Origin of the sequence: Marinobacter shunpengi (assembly GCF_045449695.1) — a bacterium.
Classification (GTDB): Bacteria; Pseudomonadota; Gammaproteobacteria; order Pseudomonadales; family Oleiphilaceae; genus Marinobacter.
Genome location: NZ_JBJJKZ010000017.1, coordinates 47,738 through 70,520 on the forward strand (window position 1 = coordinate 47,738; position 22,783 = coordinate 70,520).

Genomic DNA, 22,783 nt, shown 5'->3' on the forward strand with positions numbered 1-22,783 from the left:
GTCAGCCCTGTGCGTTGTCGGTTGCGGCGGTGGTTGCCCCGTCGTTCACATCCACCGGCGTGACCGGGCTGCCGACCTGGACTTTCTGCAGGCCATCAACGATCAGGCGATCACCGGCCCTGAGGCCGTCGCTGATCAGCCACTGGTTCCCGACCGCTTTCTCGGTGGTGACGTTGCGCTTCTCCACGGTGCTGTCCTCGTTAATCACCAGGGCGGTGGCCTGGCCGCTGGGTTCCCGGGAGATGCCTTTCTGGGGCACCAGGATGGCGTTGTCACGCTCCGCCTGGGGCAGGCGGGCACGGACGAACATGCCCGGCAGCAGGGCACCATCCGGGTTGGGCACCAGGGCCCGCAGGGTGACCGAGCCGGTGGCCTCGCCCACGGCGAACTCCGAGAACTGCAGGGTGCCCTCGTGGGGGTAGACGGTGCCGTCCTGCTGCGCCAGAGTCACCGATGCCTTGCCCTCGCCCACGGTTTCCAGCTGGCCGCTGGCCATGGCCGATCGCAGGCGGCTCAGTTCCTCGTAGGACTGGGTCAGGTCCACATAGATCGGGTCAAGCTGGCGGATGGTGGCCAGGGCCGTGGTCTGGTTGGCGGTGACCAGGGCACCGGCGGTGACCGTCGAGCGACCGATGCGCCCATCAATGGGGGCGCGGATGGTGGTGTAGTCCAGGTCGATACGGGCGCTTTCCACGGCGGCCTCGGCGGCGGCCACCTGGGCGTTGCCGGCGCTGAGGGTGGTGCGGGCCTCGTCCAGGGTCTGCTGGCTGATGGCGCCGTTGCCGATCAGGGATTCATAGCGGTTGGCGGTAAGGCGTGCCTTGTCCCGGTTGGCGCGGGCGTTGGCCAGTTCCGCCTGGGCACTGGCCAGGGCGGCCTGGTAACGCTTGGCATCAATCCGGTACAGGGCCTGACCCGCTTCCACGGTTTCCCCTTCCTCGAACAGGCGTTCCTCGATCAGGCCAGTGACCTGGGGGCGGACTTCGGCCACCTGATAGGGTGAGGTGCGACCGGGCAATTCATTGACCAGGATAAAGGGCTTTTCTTCGACGGTGATAAAGCCGGCCTGGGGCGGTGGTTGCTGACCGGCGGCCTGGGCGGAACCGGTTTGCTGCTGGCCACAGGCGGACAGCAGAGCAGAAGCAATCAGCAACAGGAGCAGGGATTGCGTAGAATGGCGCATGGGTAGTGACCTCTATCCAATAAAAAGGCGCCGGGGTCCATGGCGGGGCTCCCCGGCGCACAAGGCACAACAACGTATAACGGTAAACACGATGATACATACATTCATGAATGTATGTATAGTGACATTTACTGCCCTTACGCGTTATTTACAGGAGCACCCATGGCCAGACGCACCAAAGAAGACGCCCAGAAAACCCGGGAGCAGCTGATTGAAGCGGCTGAGGTGGTGTTCTATCGCAAGGGTGTGTCGCGCACGTCACTCAATGACATTGCGGCGGAGGCGGGTGTCACGCGGGGGGCCATCTACTGGCACTTCAAGAACAAGCACGATGTGTTCGAAGCGATGATGGACCGGCAGAAGCTGCCGCTGGAAATGCTCAAGGCACTGATGGAAGATCCGGACGAGAGCGATCCCCTGGGCCGGTTCCGGGAGTTCCTGCTCTACCTGACCCAGGAGATCGCCCGCGACCCCCGACGGCACAGGGTGTTCGAGATCATGTTCCTGAAGAGTGAACTCACCGAAGAGAACGAACCCCTGGGCAGCCGCCGCCGGGAGAACTTCCGGGAAGCCTCCGAGCGTATGGCCATGGTACTTCGCAATGCCATCGAGCGTGGCCAGCTACCCGGGAACCTGGACGTGGACCGGGCGGTGGTGCACCTGCACGTGCAGCTCACCGGCCTGATCTACACCTGGCTGCTGATTCCGGAAACCTTTGATATGGAGAACGAGTCGGAACAGGTGATTGATGCCTACTTCTACTCCCTGCAGAACTGTTTCGGGAAGGAGTAGGCCCCGTCTCCAGGGGGTTATGTCAGCTCCGGTCGGTAAGCCGCCGCTTCTCTGCCCGCCGCATCCAGTACCAGGCGATAAACGCCACCACCGACACCGCCAGGATGATGATCGTGGCCAGGGCATTGATCTTGGGTGACACCCCCATCCGCACCGACGAGAACACCACCATCGGCAGGGTCGTGGCCCCCGGGCCGGAGACGAAGCTGGCGATGACCAGGTCGTCCAGTGACAGGGTGAAGGCCAGCAGCCAGCCGGACACCAGGGCCGGGGCGATCACTGGCAGGGTGATGACGAAGAAGGTCTTCAGGGGCGTGCAGCCCAGGTCCATGGCAGCTTCCTCCACGGAGCGGTCCACTTCCCGCAGGCGGGCGCTCACCACCACGGCCACGTAGGCGCTGCAGAAGGTGGTGTGGGCGATCCAGATGGTGACCATGCCCCGGTCCTGGGGCCAGCCCACGAGCTGGGCCATCTGTACGAACAGCAGCAACAGTGACAGACCGGTGATCACCTCCGGCATCACCAGCGGGGCGGTGATCATGCTGGACAGCAGGGTGCGCCCTCGCATGCGCCGGAAGCGGGTCATCACGAAGGCGCACAGGGTGCCCAGGCACACCGCCATACTGGCGGAATAGAAGGCAATACGCAGGCTCATCCACACCGCTGCCAGGATCTGCTGGTCGCGGAACAGTTCGCCGTACCAGTGGGTGGAAAACCCGGCCCACACCGAAACCAGCCGCGAGGCGTTGAACGAGTACACGATCAGCACCACCATCGGCAGGTACAGGAACAGCAGTCCCAGCCCCAGCATGGCTTTCGAGAAGCTGATTCTACCCATGCTTTTCCATCTCCCGGGCCTGGAACCGGTGGAAGAACACGATGGGAATCAGCAGCAGGGCCAGCATGACGATGGCCAGCGCTGAGGCCACCGGCCAGTCGCGGTTGTTGAAGAACTCCTCCCACAGCACCTTGCCGATCATCAGCGTATCGGGCCCGCCCAGCAGTTCCGGAATCACGAACTCACCCACTGCCGGGATGAACACCAGCATGGCCCCGGCGATGATGCCGGCCTTTGACAGTGGCAGTGTGATACGCCAGAAGGTGGTCAGGCTGCGGCACCCCAGATCTGAGGCGGCCTCCAGCAGACGCAGATCCAGCTTCACCAGGTTGGTGTAGATGGGCAGCACCATGAAGGGCAGGTAGGCATACACTATGCCCAGCACCACCGCGAAATTGGTGTTGAGCATGCGCAGGGGCTCGCTGATCACGCCGAGCCACAGCAGCAGGCTGTTCAGCAGGCCCTGGTTGCCGAGGATGCCCATCCAGGCATAGACCCGGATCAGGAACGAGGTCCAGGATGGCATCATCACCATCAGCAGGAAGACCAGTTGCCAGTGCTTCGGCGCCCGGGCTATGGCATAGGCCATGGGGTAGCCGATCAGCAGACAGAACACGGTGGCCAGGAAGGCGGTTTTCACCGAACCCCAGTAGGCGGCGATGTACAGGCTGTCCGAGGCCAGGAACAGGTAGTTGCCGAAGTTGAGGACAATGGAAAAGGTATCATCCGCCCACTGCACCACCGGCTCGTAGGGCGGAATCGCCATCACCGCGCTGGAGAAGCTGATCTTCAGCACCAGCGCGAAGGGCAGCAGGAAAAACAGCAGCAGCCACAGGAACGGGATGCCGAACACCACGCGGCGATGAAGCAGCACGGCGCGCACACGCTCCATGACGGGCGTCGGGGTCAGTCTGTGCTTCACGGTATCAGTTCCACAGCAATATCGGGCTGGAGGCTTCCCAGGAGACGAACACACTATCGCCCCAGGTTGGCCGTTCGCCGCGACGCTCGACGTTGGCCATGGTGGCCTGCACCCGCTTACCGCTGGCCAGCTTCACGTAATAGGAGCTGATGTCCCCTAAATAGGCGATGTTGTCCACCGTACCCTGGCTCCAGTTACTGTCACCCTCCGGTTTGTCGGTGGTGAGGTAAATCTTCTCCGGTCGCAGGGCAATCAGGGTGTCTGTGGTTTCCGCAGGCGTGGTGACGCCCCGGTCGATGAACACCGGTGCATCCAGCAGGTCGCTGGTGAGAGTGATGCTGTCCGCCTCGTCCGCGCGGATGCTGGCCTCGAAAATATTCATCGATCCGATGAATTCCGCCGTCATACGGCTGTTGGGGCTTTCGTAGATATCAATGGGTGAGCCAACCTGCGCAATCCAGCCCTGGGACATGATGGCGATACGACTGGCCATGGTCATGGCTTCTTCCTGGTCGTGGGTCACCATCAGGCAGGTGGCGCCGACCTTCTCCAGGATGTCCACCAGCTCCAGCTGCATCTCGGTGCGCAGTTTCTTGTCCAGGGCACCCATGGGCTCGTCCAGTAACAGCAGTTTCGGGCGCTTGGCCAGGGAGCGGGCCAGGGCTACACGCTGCTGCTGACCACCGGAAAGCTGGTGAGGCTTACGCCTGGCAAAGGGCTCCATCTTGACCAGCCTGAGCATGGCCTCAACGCGGTCGCGGATTTCGGCCTTTGGCAGCCGGTCCTGTTTCAGGCCCATGGCGATGTTCTGCTCCACCGTCATGTGGGGGAACAGGGCGTAGGACTGGAACATCATATTGGTGGGCCGCAGGTAGGGCGGCAGATCGGTGATGTCCTGCCCGTCCAGCACAATGCGACCGGTGTCAGGCCTTTCGAAGCCCGCCAGCATGCGCAGCAGGGTGGACTTGCCAGAGCCGGAACCACCCAGCAGAGCGAAGATCTCGCCCCGGTGGATGTCCAGGCTGACGTTATCTACAGCCAGTGTGCTGTCGAAGCTTTTTGAAATACCGTCGATGCTGAGTAACACCTCCGCTTGCGCGGAGGTGTCGATGCTGCTCGCCACGCCTAGCGACCAGACTTAACGCTGGTCCAGGTGCGGGTCATCAGGCGCTGGGCGTCCTGGGGCCGGCCTTCCATCAGGTACAGCTTCTTCATCACCTCATCGGTGGGGTAGATGCTGGTGTCGCTGAGGATCTCCGCATCCACGAACTCGTTGGCAGCGCTGTTGGGGTTGGCGTACCACACGTAGTTGGTGATGTCGGCAATGATCTCCGGTCGCATCAGGAAGTTCATCAGCTTGTGGGCGTTATCCACGTTGGGGGCGCCGGCGGGAATGGTCATCATGTCAAACCACAGCACCGCGCCTTCCTTGGGGATGGTGTACAGGATCACGTTGCCGTTGTCGGCTTCCTCGGCGCGGGCAGCGGCCTGCAGGATGTCGCCGGAATAGCCGGCGGCCACGCACAGGTCACCATTGGCCAGATCCGCAATGTAACGGGAAGAGTGGAAATAGGTGATATTCGGGCGCACAGCCTTGATCACCTCGCCACCCTTTTTGATGTCGTCGGCGCTATTGCTGTTCGGGTCCAGGCCGATATAGGCCATGGCCGCACGCACCATTTCCTCACCGGAATCCAGCATGGCAATGCCGCAGCCACCGGCGGCCAGCTTGCCGGTCACTTCGGGGTCGAACACCAGGGCCCAGGAGTCCGTGGGGGCGTCGTCACCCAGGATCTGCTGGATACGGGCTTCGTTATAGCCGTAGCCGTTGGTGCCCCACAGATAAGGGATGGCGTACTGACTGCCCGGGTCGACCTTTTCCAGCTGCTTCATCAGGTCCGGATTCAGGTGGGTCATGTTCGGCAGCTTGTCGTGGTCCAGAGGCGCAAAGGCCTGGGCGGAGATCTGCTTGGCCACGTAGTGGTTGGACGGTACCACCAGGTCATAGCCGGAACGGCCGGACAACAGCGCCGCTTCCAGGATCTCATTACTGTCGTAGACGTCGTAGATGACCTTGATGCCGGTCTCTTCGGTGAACTTCGCCAGGGTATCCTCGGCAATGTAGTCCGACCAGTTGTACACACGCACCTCGCCGGCCGCCAGAGCGACAGACGAACCAAGGGATACAGCAATAGCGGCCGCCAGGGCCGCGGGCTTACACAACTTCAACATGGGTGTTGTCCCTCATAGAAAAGGGATTAATGCAAAACGTACAGGAGGTACGCAGTGTTGTGCAGGTCTGCTGAGGGTGGCCTTCTGGCGGCTGGGAAGTCGCCCGAGACTCCTTTGAGGCTTGTCCTGGAAACGGCGGTGGGAACCTGCCGAATTCTCGCGATATTTATCACGACTTTTTGCAGGGCGCTATCAAAAATTTAACGCCCGGCATGGTGATTTGTGCTTATCCGAACGGTGTCACTGCAAAGACGCTACGCTTTTCGCTTCCTGTGAGGGTTGACGGGCCCGGGCCCGCTTTGCACAGGCCTCGCCGAACGCGCCCAGAAGCGCGCGGTAGAAGGGGAAATCCCCCACATCATGGCAGGGATGCCACTGCCATTCCGGATGCCATTGCACTGCCAGGGTGAAGGCCGGTGCGTTGATGAGTGAAAACGCCTCCACCAGGTTATCCTCGGCAACAGCCTCCACCCGCAGCCCCGGGGCCAGGTCTCGGATGCCCTGTTCGTGCAGCGAATTCACGTAGACCGAGTCCGACTGGGGCCAGATCCGGGCAAGACGACCATCCGGCAGGATCCGGATGTCATGGCCGGTGGCGTAGCGTTCTGCCAGTGGCGTGCCCTTGTCCTCACGGTGCTCCCGGAAGCGACCGGTGGTGTGGAGCTTCTGGTACAGGGTGCCGCCCAGGGCCACGTTCATTTCCTGGAAGCCGCGACAGATGCCCAGGATGGGTACACCGGCGGCTACCGCGGCGCGGATCAGGGGCAGGGTGGTGGCGTCCCGTTTGGGGTCATGGGCGGTGCCCGGTTCGCTGCCCTGGTCCCGGTAATGGTGGGGTTCGATATTGGAGGGGGAACCGGTGAGCAGGATGCCGTCCAGCCGGTCCACCAGCTGTTGCAATGGCAATCCCGTCCCCAGGGCCGGGATGGCGACCGGTATGCCGTCGGCGCCCTCGCTCACGGCGCGGCTGTACTTTTCGCCGAAGGTGAAAATCGGGTGCTCACCGTCAGTGTGCTGGCTGCAGGCACTGATGCCGATCAACGGGTAGCAGGGGGTATCGGGGGCGTTCGGTGTGCTCAATGGGTGCCTCCTTGAGGCGAGGATGCCAGCGCCGCTTGGGCTGGTCAGAGATTGCGCAATTTCTAGCACGGGCTGCCCCCCTGCGCCAGCGATTTCATGGGCCCGCCGCTACGGCATATGCGTATCTTGCAAAAGCGCGCGGAAAGCAGGATAAAGGACGCTGAGACACGCCTGTGCCGGCCCTTCTGCACGGGTTGAGTGTGAGTTCCGAAAGGCTTTCCTATGGGTTCTGGTTTAGCGAGCGTCGACGCCTTCCTTCAGAAGCATCCCGAGCTGCAGTTTGTCGACCTGCTGATTCCGGATATCAACGGTATTGTCCGTGGCAAGCGGGTGGATCCGTCGACCCTGGCCAAAGTGTTCGAGCGGGGCATTGCCCTGCCGGCCTCCATCTTTGCGCTTAATATCCAGGGCACAACAGTGGAAGAGACCGGCCTGGGTCTGGATATCGGCGAGGCGGACCGGGTTTGCCTGCCCATCGACGTCACCCTCACCATGGAACCCTGGCAGAAGCGGCCCACCGCCCAATTGCTGCTGACCATGTACGAGCTGGACCGGGAGACGCCGTTCTTCGCCGATCCACGGGTGGTGCTGCAGAACATCGTCAAACGCTTCGAGGCGATAGGGCTGACCCCGGTGGCGGCCTACGAGATGGAGTTCTACCTGATCGATCAGGAGAACCTGGCTGGCCGGCCCCAGCCGCCCAAGTCGCCGATTTCCGGCAAGCGCCCGGCGGGTACACAGGCGTACTCCATCGACGATCTGGACGAATATGCGGAATTCCTGGCGGATGTGCTGGATGCAGCCCATGAGCAGGAACTGCCCGCCGACGCGCTGGTGGCGGAATCCGCCCCCGGCCAGTTCGAGGTGAACCTGCGCTACGTGAACGACGCGGTGCGGGCCTGTGACCATGCCACCCTGCTCAAGCGTCTGATCAAGAACATGGCCTACGACCATGAGATGGACACCACCTTCATGGCCAAGCCGTACCACCACCAGGCGGGCAGTGGCATGCACCTGCACGTGAGTCTGGTGGACCAGGACGGTAAGAACGTTTTCGCCGGTGATGCCGAGCAGCCCAACGACCTGTTGCGTTGGGCCGTGGGCGGGCTGGTGGCCACCATGAACGATGCCATGGCGTTGTTCTGCCCCAACATCAATTCGTACCGCCGCTTCAGCCCGGAATACTATGTGCCCAGCGCGCCCACCTGGGGCGTGGATAATCGCACGGCCTCGCTGCGCCTGCCCGGTGGTGATCCGGAGGCATTGCGTATCGAGCACCGGGTGGCTGGCGCCGACGCCAACCCCTACCTGCTGATGGCCGCAGTGCTGGCGGGCATCCATTACGGCATCACCAACCGCATCGAACCGCCACCCATGACCGTAGGCAATGCCCATGAGCAGCACGAGGCCAGTCTGGTGAACAACCTGCGGGATGCCCTGCGGGAACTGGCTCAGTCAGCGGTAATGGAAGACTATCTGGGGCGGGATTTCCTGGAGGTGTTCGTGGCCTGTAAGGAGCACGAGCTCAACGAATTCGAGATGACGATCTCGGACCTGGAGTACCTCTGGTATCTCCATACCGTGTGATGATCCGGATGTGAAAACGGCACCACACAGGCGCCGGTTTCGTATCGACCGGAGACTAGTCGAGCGAGATCCAGGTCGCCTTGAGCTCCGTGTACTTGTCGAAGGCATGCAGTGACTTGTCACGGCCATTGCCTGACTGCTTGAAGCCGCCAAACGGCGCGGTCATATCGCCGCCGTCATAGTGGTTGATCCACACACTGCCGGCCCGCAGGGCTTTGGCGACCTTGTGAGCCGTGTTCAGGTTGGACGTCCACACCGCTGCCGCCAGGCCGTAGATGGAATCGTTGGCAATCGCGATGGCTTCCTCGGCAGTGCTGAAGCTGATTACCGACAGTACCGGCCCGAAGATTTCCTCCGATGCAATGCGCATGGGGTTGAGGACGTTATTGAACACCGTCGGTTCCACAAACAGCCCGCCGGTGTCCTCCATCACCCGTTTGCCACCGGTGACCAGTTGCGCACCCTCGGCCTGACCAATGCGGATGTACTCGATGATGCGATCCAACTGGGCCTGGTCGACGATGGCCCCGCAGGTGGTGGCCGGATCCAGCGGATGGCCGGGGCGCCAGGCTTTCAGGGCGTCGCAGACCTGTCCGATGAACTCGCTGCGGATGCTGTCCTCCACCAGTAACCGGCTGCCGGCGGTACATACCTCGCCCTGGTTGAAAGCGATGGCGCTGGCGGCCTCGGCGGCGGCCTTCTTCAGGTCCGGGGCGTCGGCGAAGACAATGTTCGGGCTCTTGCCGCCGGCCTCCAGCCAGACCTGTTTCATATTGGACTGGCCGGCGTAGATCATCAGCTGTTTGGCGACGTTGGTGGAGCCGGTGAATACCAGGCAATCCACATCCATATGCAGAGCCAGGGCCTTGCCCACGGTGTGGCCGAAGCCGGGCAGCACGTTAAACACGCCCGGCGGAATGCCGGCTTCCTCGGCCAGTGCCGCGAGGCGAATGGCGGTCAGGGGCGACTTCTCCGACGGCTTGAGGATCACCGAGTTACCGGTGGCCAGGGCCGGGGCAATCTTCCAGGCGGCCATGATCATGGGGAAGTTCCAGGGCACGATGGCGGCCACCACGCCCATGGGCTCCCGGGAGATCATGCCGATCTGGTCTTGGGGCGTAGCTGCCAGTTCACCATAGACTTTGTCGATGGCTTCGGCGGTCCAGCGGATGGCCCGGGCAGTGGCGGGCACGTCCACGGTGCGGGCATGGGTGATGGGCTTGCCCATGTCCAGGGTTTCCAGCAGTGCCAGTTCGTCGCCGTGGGCTTCGATCAGATCGGCAAGGCGGATCAGCACCTGCTTGCGTTCGGTGGGCGCCAGGCGGCTCCAGGTGCCCTGTTCGAAGGCGCGGCGGGCGGCGATGACCGCCTGTTCCGCGTCATCCTGGTCGCAACTGGCCACCTGCACCAGCTCCCGGCCATCCACCGGGCTGATACAGGGGAAGGTATCGCCATTGACCGCCCACTGGTAGGCACCATTGATGTAGGCGCGCCCCTCGAAGACGAGTCGGTCCGCCCGTTGTTGCCACTGGTCACGGGTGGTGGGTGTTGCGGTGTTGGACATGGGCGCCTCGCAGGCAATGGAATCGGTCAATATCAGGCGAACTATCGGGCTTCCTTACAGGTCCCGCTATAGGTAGAAGAACGTGTCTTCCCGCGTGCCCGGCGCTGGCATAGACTTGCCGCAATATCGTCCCTGATGGCGCTGATCCATGACCCATTACCCTCCGGTTCCTTCCTGTTACGCCGCCTCTGCCAATCCTGCACCGGAACGTTCGCCCCTTGAGGGCCGGAGCGAGGCGGATGTCTGTGTGGTAGGCGCCGGCTACACTGGTCTGTCCACGGCCCTGTTTCTGGCGGAGGCGGGCTTCAGGGTAGTGGTGCTGGAGGCGGCGACGGTGGGCTGGGGGGCGTCCGGCCGCAATGGCGGCCAGATCGTCAACAGTTTCAGTCGTGACCTGGACGCCATCGAGCGTCAGACCACACCGGACCACTTGCGCCTGCTGGCGGAGATGGCATTCGAAGGCGGCCGGATCATCCGCCAGCGGGTGCGGGATTACGACATTGCCTGTGACCTGAAGGATGGCGGCATCTTCGCGGCCCTCAACCCGCGTCAGCAGAAGCATCTGGAAGCACAGCAGGCCTTGTGGCGACGATTTGGCCATGACCAGCTGGAACTGCTGGACCGGGAGGGTATCCATGCCCGTGTCAGCACCGACCGCTATGTGGGTGGCGCCATTGACCACTCCGGCGGCCATATCCACCCGCTGAACCTGGCCCTGGGAGAGGCCGCTGCGCTGGAGTCCCTGGGCGGGGTGATCCACGAGCATTCCGAAGTCACAGGTATTAGCCACGGCCAGCGAGCAATGGTCAGAACTGCCCAGGGAGAAGTGAGCGCCCGCTTCGTGGTGCTGGCGGGCAATGCCTACCTGGGCGGGCTGGTGCCGGAGCTGGGCGCCAGGTCCATGCCCTGCGGTTCGCAGATCATTGCCACCGAGCCGCTGGATGAGGCGGTTGCCAACCGCTTACTGCCGGACGACAACTGCGTGGAAGACTGCAACTACCTGCTGGACTACTTCCGCCTCTCCGGTGACCGGCGGCTGATCTATGGCGGCGGTGTGGTCTACGGCGCACGCGACCCGGCCAATATCGAGCGGCTGATCCGGCCCAATATGCTCAAGACCTTCCCGGAGCTGGCCAATGTGAAAGTGGACTACGCCTGGACCGGCAACTTCCTGCTCACCCTGTCACGGCTGCCCCAGATGGGGCGCCTGCAGAACAACGTATTCTATTCCCAGGGCTGCTCGGGCCATGGTGTCACCTTTACCCATGTGGCCGGCAGGGCGCTAGCTCTGGCGATCCAGGGGCAGTCGGACCGCTTCGACGCCTTCGCCAGCCTGCCTCACTACCCATTCCCCGGTGGGCGCCTGTTCCGGGTGCCGTTCACCGCCGTCGGGGCGTGGTATTACGCCATGCGAGACCAGCTGGGCGTTTGACTCCGGCTGGCTACAGGATTTCCGAAACCTGGACGATGGACTAGAATCGCCTGTCCGGGTTACCCGGCTTTTTCTCCTCTGTTGAAAGGATCTCCACCGTGAGTCGAACACTGATTTCCAGCGGTTCTGAATTCGAGTCCAAGATCGGCTATTCCCGCGCTGTCGTTGATGGGGACTACGTGTACGTGTCCGGCACCACCGGCTTCAATTACGACACCATGACCATCTCCGACGACGCGGTGGAGCAGGCCGAGCAGTGCTTCCGCAACATCGGCAAGGTACTGGAACAGGCGGGCAGCAGCTTCGCCGATGTGGTGCGCATCCACTACATCTTCCCGGACCGGGCCGACTTCGAGCCCTGCTGGCCCGTCTTCCAGAAGTACCTGGGCGAGTCCCGTCCCGCTGCCACCATGTTTGTGGCCGGCCTGCTGGATGACGCCATGAAGCTGGAGATTGAGGTCACTGCAAGAGTCAGGGGCTGACACCCGTTTGGGGATAATGCAGGGACTGGTCCGCAATGGATTCAGCCATCAGGCGATAACCTGTCTCTCCCGGGTGGAAGCCATCCTCTGCCAGCAGTGAGGAATCGGTGACCGCTGCATAACGCAGGTAGATAAAGTCCCCGGGCTGTTCCCTCACCAGTGATTGATAGACTCTGTCCAACTGCCGCGCCCGCCAGCCCATCATCTGCCGCAGTGGCGAGGGCAACGCGGTGAACCGATGCATGGGCGGCACGCTGAGCAGGCCGAGGGGTGTCGGGTAGCGGTCTTTCAGCATTTTCCGTAACGCCAGCAATCGTTGCCGGAACCGGTGGCGTGGCGTGAAGCCGGTGGTGTCGTTGACACCCATGCTCAGCAGGACCACATCCGCCTGCGGCAAGCTTTCCAGCGGCAGGTTATCCATCAATTCGGCCAGGGTTGCGCCGTTGATGCCGCAGGTGTGCCAGGTAACGGTCTCACCGCTGCGTTCATGGAGCAGCCGGGCAAGCTGACTCGCCAGGCCCTGGTCATGGCGTTGCACGCCAACGCCGGCAGCCGTGGACTCGCCTATCACCAGCACCCGTCGGTCCGGCGTTCCCTCACCGTACTGCCCGGAAGGATCGCCACCGGCCTCGGGAAGCCGGACGATGTTGCGACGGACGTTTCGGCCCTGATAGATCAGCAGGGGCGACAGGCCGGCAGTGGTCAGCCAGAAGGGCAGGTGCATGGGCTGGTCCCGTGAACAGGTTGAGGCGGTTTCCTGCCAGAGCATGCTATGGCTGCGGCGGCAGATCAAGTGAGGGTGGTCGGTTGGGATCTGGTCGGAGCCACACCATCCACGGACCGCTGGCGAACCGTGGATGGTGTGGTGGTGCTCAGGCAGTGGCGGTATTCATCCGCTCCACCAGCTCATCATCCAACTGATTGGCCCGCTTCGCGGCGGGCCGGCTATCCATGCGGTTGGTGTACTCCTGGAACACCTCGTTGGGCGGCAGGTTCTTCTGCATCATCTCCCACCACAGGTAGCTGCTGACAAGGATATCAGCGGCGGTGAACTGCTGCCCGCAGATGTAGGGGCCTTTCTGGAGGGCCTGTTCCAGCGTCTGGATAACGTCTTCCAGACGGCCACAGCCCACGGCCTGCACGTTGTCGTCATCGATGCGCCAGCCATACGCCGCAGCGCTGGTGGCCATCTCGTACGGTCCCGCCATGAAGAACAGCCAGCGATAGTAGGGTCCCCGTTCCCGGCTGTTGACCGGTGGTGCCAGGCCCTTGTCCGGGAACTGGTCGGCCAGGTAGGTGCAGATAGCGGCTACCTCGGTGACTACGGTGTCACCGTGTTTGATGGCGGGCACCTTGCCCATGGGGTTGATGGCCAGGTACTCGGGCGTCTTCATGGCCCCTTCAAAGTCCAGGATCTCGGTCTCATAGGGTATGGCCAGTTCTTCGAGCATCCAGCGTACGACCCGACCGCGGGACATGGGATTGGTGTAGAACGTGAGTTCTGACATGACGATTTCCTCTTCCTTGGTTTTGGCGTTTACTGCGTGCAGGAACAGATTAGGCTGGAATTAGGAGAGAATCGGTCCTAGATAAGTGGGATCATCAAAATTTCATCATTGGCCCGGAAAAGGATGGCAATTATGTCGGGACCCACGACGCGTGTACTGGCCGCCCTGGAGTTACTGCAATCCCACCGCCAGATCAGCGGCGCCGAGCTGGCGGAACGCCTGGAGGTGGACCGCCGCACCGTGCGCCGCTATATCGCGGTGCTGGAGGAACTGGGCATTCCCGTAACCACGGAGCAGGGGCGCTATGGCGGCTATAGCCTGGTGGCCGGCTTCAAGCTACCGCCGATGATGTTCACCGACGAGGAAACCCTGGCCATTGCCCTGGGTTTGCTGGCGGCCCGACAACTGGGGCTGGCGGCCTACGCCCCCGCCATTGCCGGGGTCGAGGCCAAGCTGGAGCGGGTAATGCCGGACAACCTCAAGCGCCGGGTGCGGGCGGTGCGCGACACCACCCGGGTGATCCTGCCCCGGGGCGAGCCCAGCCTGGATGACCACGCCCTGCTGACCCTGACCAGCGCGGCGGAGGATAGCCAGCGCGTGGCATTCCGCTACCACTCCCCGGACCGTGGCATGATCGACCGGATCATCGACCCCTATGGCGTGGTGTTCCGCCAGGGGCGCTGGTATGTGATCGGCTTCTGCCACCTGCGCCAGGCCATGCGTTCCTTCCGGCTGGACCGGATTGATCAGGTGCAGGCCTGCCCCGAGACCTTCCGCCGGCCAGCGGACTTCGATCCGGCGACCTTCCTGCAGGACAGCCTGTCCTCCTGGGGGCAGGACCACGAAGTATCCGTGTTGCTGCATACCGATCGCAGGACCCTGTCGGCCCTGGGTACCTTTATCCCGGAGTGTTCCGGCCAGTTCGAGGCCCATGAGGACGGGCTGCTGATGAACACCTACACCGACAGCCTGGAATGGTTTGCCTGGTGGCTGTCGCAACTGCCCGTCCGCTTCACCATCCTGGCGCCGGAAGGCTTAAAGGAGGCATTGCGCCGCCATGCACAGACATTGCTGGCGGCCTGCTGATCGTCCCTGGTGCGCTGGCCGCCATTGCCCGACACCCTGGTAGGTGTCGGCAGAGGTCTTCGTCATGCCGGCTCGGTGGTGGCTTCCTGAATGGTCGCCTGCAGGTTCGTCACCAACGCCGCCACCTGGCGCTCCGCTTTCGCCACCGATTCGGCCAACAACTCACCGCCGGCTTCCTGGTTCTCCACCGCGATGCGATGGATCCGGGTGATCCCGATAAACTCCAGCACCGTGGTCAGGCCCGGTTCCAGGTGGTTCAGGTGGGCCATTTCACCGCCGGGCTCGAAACCGACGCCTCCCCGGGAGGAGAGGATCACCGCGTGACGGGGCCGGTCCGCCAGCAGCGGGGTAAACGGGTCTTCCGGCCTGGTTTCGTCATACGCCACCGTGCGGTCCATGCGTACCACCAGGTCCACCCAGGCTTTGAGGGCGGCGGGCATGCCGAAGTTGTAGAGCGGTGCGCCGATCACCAGGATATCCGCGGCAATCAGTTCATCAATCAACTCGTCGCTTTCCGCCAGCACGTCGGCCATCCAGGGTTGCTGATGTTCCGTCGGGGTGAAGGCGGAGGCAATCCAGTCATGGCTGACAAAGGACGGTGGTGTCAGGCCAATGTCCCGGTGAGTCACCGTGTCCCCCGGGCGGCGGGCACGCCACCGGGTGACGAACTGGTGGGTGAGGGCGCGGCTGTGGGAGCCATGCTCGTCGATGCCGGCAAAGCCGGGGCGGGCGCTGGCGTCCAGTTGCAGGATATGGGTCATGTCAGGCTCCTTTGGTAATCTGAATTCATCTGTGATTGACAGCGAATTCAGCGTATCCCCATACTTGATAGGCCGACAAACGACGATTTTTTCGACCTATAGATGAGCTGGATTCATCCATGAGCACCCGACGATTACCCTCCCTCTCCGCCCTGCGGGCTTTTGAAGCCGCCGCCCGCCACGAGAGCGCGAAACAGGCGGCCCGGGAGCTGTCGGTGACCGCCACCGCCATCAGCCACCAGATCCGGGGGCTTGAGGATGCGTTGGGCATCGCCCTGTTTGTGCGCAAGCCCCGGCAGTTGGAATTGACCGCCCAGGGCCGGGAACTGCAGCAGGCGCTGGAAGCCGCCTTCGATAACATCGCCGGTGTGGTTGAGCGCCTGAAGGCCGCGCCCACCCGCCGGACGGTCACCCTCTCCACCACGCCGGCCATTGCCTCACGCTGGCTGCTGTCCTGGGTGTGCCTGTTGCGGGAGTCCCATCCGGATATCGATCTGCGCATCCACGCCAGCCATGAGGCCGTGCCCCTGGACGGGGTAACGGCGGACCTGGCCATCCGTTACGGCGACGGCCGCTGGCCCGGGCTGGTGGCGGAAAAACTGATGGATAACACCTTCGTGCCCGCCTGCAGCCCGTACCTGAACCTCACGGACGTGGCCGACCTGCCCAACCATCCGCTGATCCACTTCCACCCCCAGAACATCGTGGTTGCCCCCATGGACTGGCCCAGCTGGCAGAAGCAGGCGAAGGTGCCGGGGCTGGATGTGAGCGCGGGGCTGGTGTTTTCCGACGAAACCCACGTCATCGCCGCCGCCATCGGTGCTCAGGGGGTGGCGCTGATCGGTCGCGAGCTGATTGAGGATGAACTGAGGGAGGGCCGTCTGGTGCAGCCCTTTGGTCCGGAACTGCCGGGGAAGGCCTTCCACCTGGTCTACCCGGAAAACCGGCGGGACGACCCCACCATCCAGGCTGTCCGGGACTGGGTGATGACGGTGCCGGGTGGCCTGTGCCCGGAGACCCGGTAGTTACCGGAGCGTCCCGACGTTCATTCGTTTCCCTCCAGCAGGTGCGCACCCGGTCCCTCATCCCCCAGTTCGTCCATCGGGTTGCGCAGGCGGCAGGCCTCGATGGACAGGCACCCGCACCCGATGCAGTCGCTGAGCTGGTCCCGTAGCCCCATCAACAGGTTGATGCGGTGGTCCAGCCGGGCCCGCCACTGCTCGGAGAGCCGCTGCCAGTCATCCGCGGTCACCGCACGTTCCGTGGGCAGGGAGGCCAGCGCCTCGCCGATCTCCGCCAGGGAGATACCCAGGCGCTGCGCGACCTTGATCACCGCAATCCGTCGCAGGACATCCCGGTGATAGCGACGCTGGTTGCCGGCGTTCCGCCAGCTTGTGATCAGCCCCTTCTGCTCATAGAAATGCAGGGTGGAGACCGCCACACCGCTGCGCCGGGCAGCCTCTCCCACACTGAGTTGACGGTTAAGTTGTCTGGCCACGATAGCCTTCCTCCTGTCATTGATGGCTGACTGATGTGTTCTCTGGCGCGGGTATAGCGACGGGCTATCTTTGCCATAGAAAAACACAAGCGCCGGAACGGTTTACCTCAAGTTTGGTTGAGGTTCCAGCATAGGTCCACCTTCACTGGCCAAACCATAAGGAGCCTGTCATGAAACAGATCTTTGCCGACCTCTGGGAAACCGATGTGGAAAGCCCATTCCCGGGCCTGACCACCCACGCCTACCTGTTGACCCGCGATAGCGGCAATGTGTTGTTCTACAACACGGGCCACGACCATGAACGGGATGCTATCGCCGAACTGGGCGGTGCTGACTGGCAGTTGCTGAGCCATCAGGATGAACTGGGCGCGTCCATCCTCAAGCTGCGTGACCGTTTCGGGACACAACTGGGCGGCCACGAAAGGGAGCGGGATGAATTCGCGAAGATCCGGACCCCGGACCGGCTGTTCGATCGCCGCGAAGTGCTGCTGGATAACATCGAGGTTATTCCGACACCTGGCCACACGCCAGGCAGCACCTGCTTCCTGGTGGCCTCGCCGACCGGAAAACGCTACCTGTTCACCGGGGACACCCTGTACCGGGGGGACGACGGCACCTGGAAGCCGGGCTACATCGACGGCATGAGCGACCGGGAGACCCTTGCCACCAGCCTGGCGCTGTTGAAGGAACTGACGCCCGACGTGGCGATCGGCAGTGCCTTCGGCGGCCAGGCCGGGTACGAAGAGATGCGCCCGGAGGAGTGGTCAGGGAAGGTGGAATCGGCCCTGGTGCAGCTCAATACCTAGAATCCCGTCCTGGTTAATATGGTGGGCCGTCGTTCCGGGATCAGCGCAGGGGGCTGGCGGCCAGTATCAGGGAAAGTGGCTGACAGGTATCCGGATGGAGTGGCTCGCGGATCTCCTCCAACTGATAGCCACTTTCCCCCAGCAGTTGCGTCCAGCTATCCAGCGAACGGTAGTACCAGGGCATGGCTTGCCAGTCGCCCTCGAAGCTGCGGAAGTCCTCCTGTCGCCAGCCCTCCTGTTGCGGCTGCTCCACACCGCCGGGATGGACGGTCTGGATGATGAGTCGCCCCCGTGGCGTCAGCAGGACGCTGACCGCCCTGAGCAGCGGCGACAGGTGTTCCTGTAGCAGGGCGAAGTTGGCGACGATCACGTCAAAGGGGCCGGGGATCTGCCCGGGGTGTCGGGTCAGCTCTTCGTAACTTCCAAGGAAGAACTCACCGCCCCCGCTGGCCCTCGCGGCCTCAATCAATCCCGGGGAAGCGTCCACGCCGACCGCCTGGACACCCTGCGCCGCCAACGCCCGCACCAGCCAGCCCTCGCCACAGCCCAGGTCCAGCACACGGCCCGGATGGCAGCCCAGCACCGCGTCCACGATGGCGGCATTGGTGACCCGCTCACGGCTTTCGATGGAGCCGCTACGGACGGCCCGGGTCCAGGCGTCGGCGTTGGTGGTCCAGCTTTGGGGGATGGTGTTGTCGGCGAGATAAGCCATACGCTGTTGTTTCTGAGAGTGTTTGTAGCAATATAAACACAAAACCGAAGTTTCGGGCGTTTTGTGTTTATATTGCTACAAATAGGGTCAACGGGACACTAACGCTTCCGCTATGATCCAGTTTCAGCCGCAACTCCGGAGCCCACCATGACCGCCTATTTCATCCAGGCCTTTATCTACCTGATTGCCGCCGTAATTGCCGTACCGCTGGCCGCCCGTTTCGGGCTTGGGTCGGTATTGGGTTACCTGGTGGCTGGCGTGATCATCGGGCCGGTGACCGGTCTGGTGGGGCAGGAGACCACCACCATCCAGCATTTCGCCGAGTTTGGCGTGGTGATGATGCTGTTCCTGGTGGGCATGGAGCTGGACCCGAAGGCACTCTGGGCCGAGCGCAGCAAGTTGCTCGGGCTGGGTGGCCTGCAGGTGGGCCTGACCGCAGCCGCCGGCATGGGCATCGGCCTTTGGGCCGGGCTGGTGTGGCAGACGGCGCTGACCGTCGGGTTTATCTTTGCGCTGTCGTCCACGGCCATCGTGTTGCAGACCCTGAACGAGAAGGGGCTGGCGAAGTCCGAAGGTGGTCGCAGCGCCTTCTCGGTACTGTTGTTTCAGGACATCGCGGTGATTCCCATCCTGGCGCTGGTGCCGTTGCTGGCCCTGCCGGAACTGATGGGCAGTGGGCCAGCTGACGGTGGTGGGCATGGCAGTGGTCTGAGCCTGGTGGATCATCTGCCGGGCTGGGCTCATGCTCTGGTGGTGATTGGGGCGATTGCGGCGGTGATTGTCGGGGGTTACTACCTGAGCCGGCCGCTGTTCCGTTATGTCATCCAGGCGGGGCTGCGGGAAGTGTTCACCGCCACGGCGCTGATGCTGGTGATCGGTATTGCCGCACTGATGAGCCTGGTGAACCTGTCCCCGGCATTGGGCGCCTTCCTGGCCGGGCTGGTGCTGGCCAACAGCGAATTCCGCCATGAACTGGAAGCCAACATCGAGCCCTTCAAGGGACTGCTGCTGGGCCTGTTCTTTATCACTGTCGGGGCGGGGATCGACTTTGCCGTGCTGGCGGAGGAATGGGGGCTGGTCCTGTTGCTGGGGGCGGCGGTGATTGCCGTCAAGGCACTGGTGCTGCTGGTGCTGGCGATGCTTTTCGGTATTCGCGGCAGCAACGGCTGGCTGTTCACCCTGGGGCTGGCCCAGGCCGGTGAGTTCGGCTTTGTGCTGCTGACCTACAGCGTGCAGAACTCGGTGGTGCCACCGGAGCTGGCCAAGATCCTGTCGCTGGTGGTGGCGTTGTCCATGTTCCTGACACCCCTGCTGTTCATCCTCTACGATCGGGTGGTGTTGCCCCGTTACCGCCGGGTGACCAATGAGGAACGCCAGGCGGACACCATCGATGAACAGGCCCCGGTGATTGTTGCCGGGGTGGGGCGGTTTGGTCAGATCGTCTGCCGTCTGTTGCGGGCCAATAATATTCCGGCGGTGGTGCTGGACCACGAGATCGAACAGATCGAGAACGTGCGGCGCATTGGCATCCGCAGTTATTTCGGCGACGCCAGCCGGTCCGACCTGCTGGAGACGGCCGGCATCGCCCAGGTAAGGCTGCTGGTAATCGCGATCGACGATCCGGACCGGGCTATCCGCATGGTGGAGCACGTCAAGCAGTTCTACCCCGGGGTCTGGGTGCTGGCCCGGGCCTTCGACCGGGGGCACAGCTACCGGCTGCGACAGGCCGGGGCCGACGATGTGATCAGTGAAACCTACCATTCCGCCCTTGAGATGGGTGGTCATGCCATGACGGCCCTGGGCGTGCACCCCTTGCGGTCAAGGCAGATGACCTGGGCCTTCCAGCAGAACGAGGAGGCCCATCAGGACGAACTCTATGAGGCCTGGAAGGAAATCGAGGAAGGCATCCATTTCAGTTCCCGCTATGGTGAACTGTTCATGAAACTGGAAGAAACCCTCAGCGGTATCATGCAGAGCGACTGGGACGAACCCAGCCGGGAGGATGTACCGGTATGGACACCACCAAAGGAAGACTGAGGTATGACGGATAGTGAGGTCCCGCCCGGTGTGGGCAGTGACGACCAGGTTGTGCTGTTCGACGGCGTCTGCAAGCTCTGCAACGGCTGGGCAAAGTTCCTGATCCGCCATGACCACCAGCGCCGGTTCCGCCTGGCATCGGTGCAGTCGCCCCAGGGGCAGGCGTTGCTGGAGTGGTGCGGTATGCCCACGGATCAGTATGAAACCCTGGTGCTGATCCGCAACGGGCGGGTCCATGTCCGCTCTGATGCCATCCTGTGTATCCTGGGGAGCTTACCCATGCCCTGGCGGCTGGGGGCGGTAGGCCGGGTTATCCCTGGCCCGATCCGCGACTGGCTCTACGACCGTATTGCCCGCAATCGCTACCGGCTGTTCGGTAGGTACGACACCTGCCTGGTACTAACCCCGGACCACAGGAGCCGCTTCCTGGATGAATAGCGCTACGCCTGTCCTGACGATCTGCCGGTGCTCGCTCGCCTTTATCTGGATCTACCAGGGGATCGTTCCGAAGTGGCTGGGGCCCCACGCCGATGAGCTGAGCATGAATGTGCTGGCGGGGTTCACACCCGAACAGGCGCCGGTGATTTCCTACATCGCGGGCACTGTGGAAGTGCTCCTGGGCCTGTCCATCCTGCTGCTCCATCGACAGCGTTGGCCCTACGCCGTGTCTGCGGTGTTCATTGCGGGCCTGTACCTGTTCACGGTGGTGATGGCCAGCCAGTTCCTGGTCTCCGCTTTCAACGCCACCACGGTGAATCTGGCCGTGTTCGCGCTGTCGGTGATTGCCCTTGTGGAGTTGCGGCGGGTGGAGGCCGGGGCCAGCGGCAAGAAAAGATAATCTCCGGCGGGTGGTTTATCCTTGTCCCATCATCAATCCCGGTGCTCCCGGGTAAAAGCCTTCAACAAGGAGCCTTCCATGACCAACGTCCCCCAACTGACCGACGCCCTGCTGACACTGGAAAACCGCGTCGCCACGCTGACGCTGAACCGCCATGACCTGCGCAACGCCCTCACCGGCTCGAACCTGATTGACGATATTGTCACCACCGCCGACTGGGTGAACCACTGCGATGAGGTTTCCGTGCTGGTAATCACCGGCGCCGGGTCTGCCTTCAGCGCCGGCGGCAATGTCCGAGACATGGCGGACCGGGGCGGCGATTTCGCCGGCGATGTGGCGGAGTGTGCAGAGCGCTACCGCAAGGGCATCCAGCGCATCCCCCTGGCCCTGCAGGAAGTGGAAGTGCCCATCATTGCCGCGGTCAACGGCCCGGCCATTGGTGCCGGCTTCGATCTGGCCAACATGGCCGACATCCGTATCGCCTCCGAGAAGGCGAAGTTCGGCGAGACCTTCCTCAACCTCGGCATCATCCCCGGCGATGGCGGTGCCTGGTTCATGCAGCGGCTGATTGGCTACCAGCGGGCCTTCGAACTGACCCTCAGTGGCCGCGTGGTGGAAGCCACCGAAGCGAAGGAACTGGGTATCGTTATGGAAGTCGTCCCGGCAGACGAGCTGCTGCCCAACACCCTGAAACTGGCCACCCGCATCGCCGCCCAGCCCCCGAAAGCCACCCGCCTCACCAAACGCCTGATGAAGATGGCCCAGCGCATGGAACTGAAGGAATTCCTGGATGTCTGCGCCGTATTCCAGGGCATGTGCCACAACGAGCCGGAACACCTGGAGGCGGTGAACCGGATGTTGGAGTCCATGGCGAAAAAATGAAACATGGGATTCGTTCACCTTCAGAGGAGTGACTCAGGGATGAGGCTCAGCCAGTACCAACTACCTCTTTTCTTGGCTTCAACCCTTTTCGTAATCGCCGGAATGGCTTCCATGCAGGTTGCGACAGCTGGGCAGAAAAGTCGATTGGAAGTCAGTATTCCGGAAGAGAGTGAACTTACATACGACCGGAAAGAAGCCAATCCGGATTTCATCGATTTCAGTGGTGAGGTGGAGCAAACCGGGTTGCTCCTGGCTTATTGGGAACTCCTCTATATGGAGACCGGGCCGCTGGAGGACAGTGAGCCGGTGCGCAACCTGAAGTTCAGGTTCTACCCGGGACCCGCCAGCGAGCAAGCACTGCCGTCGGTGGCTTTCAGAGGCGACAGTCAGAAGTCACCATTGGACCGTATCTTTATCTACCGTTCCCGTTCCGAGGACAGCCTGCTGGATGAGTTTGTCAGCGAGTTTGATCAGTCCGATTCGAAGGCCAGACAGTTGCTTGAGGTCTTTGAGGAATTGCCGTGAATTAATAGGTTTCCTATA

24 protein-coding genes are annotated in these 22,783 nt (G+C 62.7%); 12 read left to right on the plus strand and 12 right to left on the minus strand.

Annotation, left to right across the window (positions count from 1 at the left end; genetic code table 11):
* Window position 1 precedes the first annotated feature (1 nt).
* The gene (locus tag ACJO2E_RS15440) at window positions 2-1,183 is read right to left on the minus strand and encodes an efflux RND transporter periplasmic adaptor subunit (RefSeq protein WP_406964996.1); all 1,182 of its coding nucleotides are present in this window, start codon (window positions 1,181-1,183) and stop codon (window positions 2-4) included.
* Between the two features lie 162 nt (window positions 1,184-1,345).
* Between ACJO2E_RS15440 and ACJO2E_RS15445 the strand changes: the two genes are divergently transcribed.
* A complete protein-coding gene (locus tag ACJO2E_RS15445) occupies window positions 1,346-1,975 on the plus strand; it encodes a TetR family transcriptional regulator (protein WP_406964997.1) in 630 nt (209 codons plus the stop codon).
* 22 nt (window positions 1,976-1,997) lie between these two features.
* On the opposite strand, the gene ACJO2E_RS15450 is transcribed toward ACJO2E_RS15445, so the two are convergent.
* The 5 genes from ACJO2E_RS15450 to ACJO2E_RS15470 all read right to left on the minus strand — a co-directional run bounded on the left by ACJO2E_RS15450 (window position 1,998) and on the right by ACJO2E_RS15470 (window position 7,047).
* The gene (locus tag ACJO2E_RS15450) at window positions 1,998-2,813 is read right to left on the minus strand and encodes an ABC transporter permease subunit (RefSeq protein WP_406964998.1); all 816 of its coding nucleotides are present in this window, start codon (window positions 2,811-2,813) and stop codon (window positions 1,998-2,000) included.
* Window positions 2,806-3,705, minus strand: a complete 900-nt coding sequence (locus ACJO2E_RS15455; protein ID WP_406965288.1) for an ABC transporter permease subunit — start codon at window positions 3,703-3,705, stop codon at window positions 2,806-2,808. The genes ACJO2E_RS15450 and ACJO2E_RS15455 overlap by 8 nt, the downstream gene beginning before the upstream one ends.
* A gap of 34 nt (window positions 3,706-3,739) precedes the next feature.
* Window positions 3,740-4,858 (minus strand): polyamine ABC transporter ATP-binding protein, encoded by a 1,119-nt coding sequence (gene potA / locus ACJO2E_RS15460; RefSeq protein ID WP_406964999.1) that lies wholly within the window; start codon window positions 4,856-4,858, stop codon window positions 3,740-3,742.
* Between the two features lie 2 nt (window positions 4,859-4,860).
* Window positions 4,861-5,967, minus strand: coding sequence for a polyamine ABC transporter substrate-binding protein (locus ACJO2E_RS15465; RefSeq protein ID WP_406965000.1), 1,107 nt, complete (start codon window positions 5,965-5,967; stop codon window positions 4,861-4,863).
* Window positions 5,968-6,207: 240 nt separating this feature from the next.
* Window positions 6,208-7,047, minus strand: a complete 840-nt coding sequence (locus ACJO2E_RS15470) for a gamma-glutamyl-gamma-aminobutyrate hydrolase family protein (RefSeq protein WP_406965001.1) — start codon at window positions 7,045-7,047, stop codon at window positions 6,208-6,210.
* Between the two features lie 222 nt (window positions 7,048-7,269).
* Here ACJO2E_RS15470 and ACJO2E_RS15475 point away from each other — a divergent pair, with 222 nt between their 5' ends.
* Complete coding sequence (locus ACJO2E_RS15475) at window positions 7,270-8,634, plus strand: glutamine synthetase family protein (protein ID WP_406965002.1); 1,365 nt, start codon at window positions 7,270-7,272, stop codon at window positions 8,632-8,634.
* Window positions 8,635-8,689: 55 nt separating this feature from the next.
* On the opposite strand, the gene ACJO2E_RS15480 is transcribed toward ACJO2E_RS15475, so the two are convergent.
* Window positions 8,690-10,198, minus strand: a complete 1,509-nt coding sequence (locus ACJO2E_RS15480) for an aldehyde dehydrogenase (protein WP_406965003.1) — start codon at window positions 10,196-10,198, stop codon at window positions 8,690-8,692.
* Between the two features lie 148 nt (window positions 10,199-10,346).
* Between ACJO2E_RS15480 and ACJO2E_RS15485 the strand changes: the two genes are divergently transcribed.
* Window positions 10,347-11,630: an NAD(P)/FAD-dependent oxidoreductase gene (locus ACJO2E_RS15485; RefSeq protein ID WP_406965004.1), complete on the plus strand. Its 1,284-nt coding sequence runs from the start codon at window positions 10,347-10,349 to the stop codon at window positions 11,628-11,630.
* A gap of 98 nt (window positions 11,631-11,728) precedes the next feature.
* Complete coding sequence (locus ACJO2E_RS15490; RefSeq protein WP_406965005.1) at window positions 11,729-12,112, plus strand: RidA family protein; 384 nt, start codon at window positions 11,729-11,731, stop codon at window positions 12,110-12,112.
* On the opposite strand, the gene ACJO2E_RS15495 is transcribed toward ACJO2E_RS15490, so the two are convergent.
* Both ACJO2E_RS15495 and ACJO2E_RS15500 read right to left on the minus strand, forming a co-directional pair.
* Window positions 12,102-12,881, minus strand: a complete 780-nt coding sequence (locus ACJO2E_RS15495) for an SGNH/GDSL hydrolase family protein (RefSeq protein ID WP_406965006.1) — start codon at window positions 12,879-12,881, stop codon at window positions 12,102-12,104. The two genes, ACJO2E_RS15490 and ACJO2E_RS15495, sit on opposite strands and share 11 nt — an antisense overlap.
* A 103-nt stretch (window positions 12,882-12,984) precedes the next feature.
* Complete coding sequence (locus ACJO2E_RS15500) at window positions 12,985-13,620, minus strand: glutathione S-transferase family protein (RefSeq protein WP_406965007.1); 636 nt, start codon at window positions 13,618-13,620, stop codon at window positions 12,985-12,987.
* Window positions 13,621-13,752: 132 nt separating this feature from the next.
* Here ACJO2E_RS15500 and ACJO2E_RS15505 point away from each other — a divergent pair, with 132 nt between their 5' ends.
* Window positions 13,753-14,706, plus strand: a complete 954-nt coding sequence (locus tag ACJO2E_RS15505; RefSeq protein ID WP_406965008.1) for a helix-turn-helix transcriptional regulator — start codon at window positions 13,753-13,755, stop codon at window positions 14,704-14,706.
* Between the two features lie 62 nt (window positions 14,707-14,768).
* Here ACJO2E_RS15505 and ACJO2E_RS15510 read toward each other — a convergent pair whose 3' ends face one another.
* Window positions 14,769-15,467, minus strand: coding sequence for an FMN-dependent NADH-azoreductase (locus ACJO2E_RS15510; RefSeq protein ID WP_406965009.1), 699 nt, complete (start codon window positions 15,465-15,467; stop codon window positions 14,769-14,771).
* A 119-nt stretch (window positions 15,468-15,586) separates the two neighbouring features.
* Here ACJO2E_RS15510 and ACJO2E_RS15515 point away from each other — a divergent pair, with 119 nt between their 5' ends.
* Window positions 15,587-16,492 (plus strand): LysR substrate-binding domain-containing protein, encoded by a 906-nt coding sequence (locus ACJO2E_RS15515; RefSeq protein ID WP_406965010.1) that lies wholly within the window; start codon window positions 15,587-15,589, stop codon window positions 16,490-16,492.
* 20 nt (window positions 16,493-16,512) lie between these two features.
* Here the strand turns inward: ACJO2E_RS15515 and soxR are convergent, their stop codons facing one another.
* A complete protein-coding gene (soxR, locus tag ACJO2E_RS15520) occupies window positions 16,513-16,965 on the minus strand; it encodes a redox-sensitive transcriptional activator SoxR (protein WP_406965011.1) in 453 nt (150 codons plus the stop codon).
* Between the two features lie 170 nt (window positions 16,966-17,135).
* On the opposite strand from soxR, the gene ACJO2E_RS15525 reads away from it, so the two are divergent.
* On the plus strand, window positions 17,136-17,771 hold the full coding sequence (locus ACJO2E_RS15525; RefSeq protein WP_406965012.1) for an MBL fold metallo-hydrolase: 636 nt from the start codon (window positions 17,136-17,138) through the stop codon (window positions 17,769-17,771).
* A 40-nt stretch (window positions 17,772-17,811) separates the two neighbouring features.
* Here ACJO2E_RS15525 and ACJO2E_RS15530 read toward each other — a convergent pair whose 3' ends face one another.
* Entirely contained in the window at window positions 17,812-18,483 is a 672-nt protein-coding gene (locus ACJO2E_RS15530) for a class I SAM-dependent methyltransferase (protein WP_406965013.1), read from the minus strand.
* Between the two features lie 147 nt (window positions 18,484-18,630).
* Between ACJO2E_RS15530 and ACJO2E_RS15535 the strand changes: the two genes are divergently transcribed.
* The 5 genes from ACJO2E_RS15535 to ACJO2E_RS15555 all read left to right on the plus strand — a co-directional run bounded on the left by ACJO2E_RS15535 (window position 18,631) and on the right by ACJO2E_RS15555 (window position 22,765).
* Window positions 18,631-20,520, plus strand: a complete 1,890-nt coding sequence (locus tag ACJO2E_RS15535) for a monovalent cation:proton antiporter-2 (CPA2) family protein (RefSeq protein WP_406965014.1) — start codon at window positions 18,631-18,633, stop codon at window positions 20,518-20,520.
* 3 nt (window positions 20,521-20,523) lie between these two features.
* Window positions 20,524-20,958, plus strand: a complete 435-nt coding sequence (locus ACJO2E_RS15540; RefSeq protein WP_406965016.1) for a thiol-disulfide oxidoreductase DCC family protein — start codon at window positions 20,524-20,526, stop codon at window positions 20,956-20,958.
* Window positions 20,951-21,358: a DoxX-like family protein gene (locus ACJO2E_RS15545; RefSeq protein ID WP_406965017.1), complete on the plus strand. Its 408-nt coding sequence runs from the start codon at window positions 20,951-20,953 to the stop codon at window positions 21,356-21,358. The genes ACJO2E_RS15540 and ACJO2E_RS15545 overlap by 8 nt, the downstream gene beginning before the upstream one ends.
* A 78-nt stretch (window positions 21,359-21,436) precedes the next feature.
* Entirely contained in the window at window positions 21,437-22,240 is an 804-nt protein-coding gene (locus tag ACJO2E_RS15550; RefSeq protein WP_406965018.1) for an enoyl-CoA hydratase-related protein, read from the plus strand.
* A gap of 39 nt (window positions 22,241-22,279) precedes the next feature.
* The gene (locus ACJO2E_RS15555; protein WP_406965019.1) at window positions 22,280-22,765 is read left to right on the plus strand and encodes a hypothetical protein; all 486 of its coding nucleotides are present in this window, start codon (window positions 22,280-22,282) and stop codon (window positions 22,763-22,765) included.
* The last annotated feature ends 18 nt before the right edge of the window (window positions 22,766-22,783 follow it).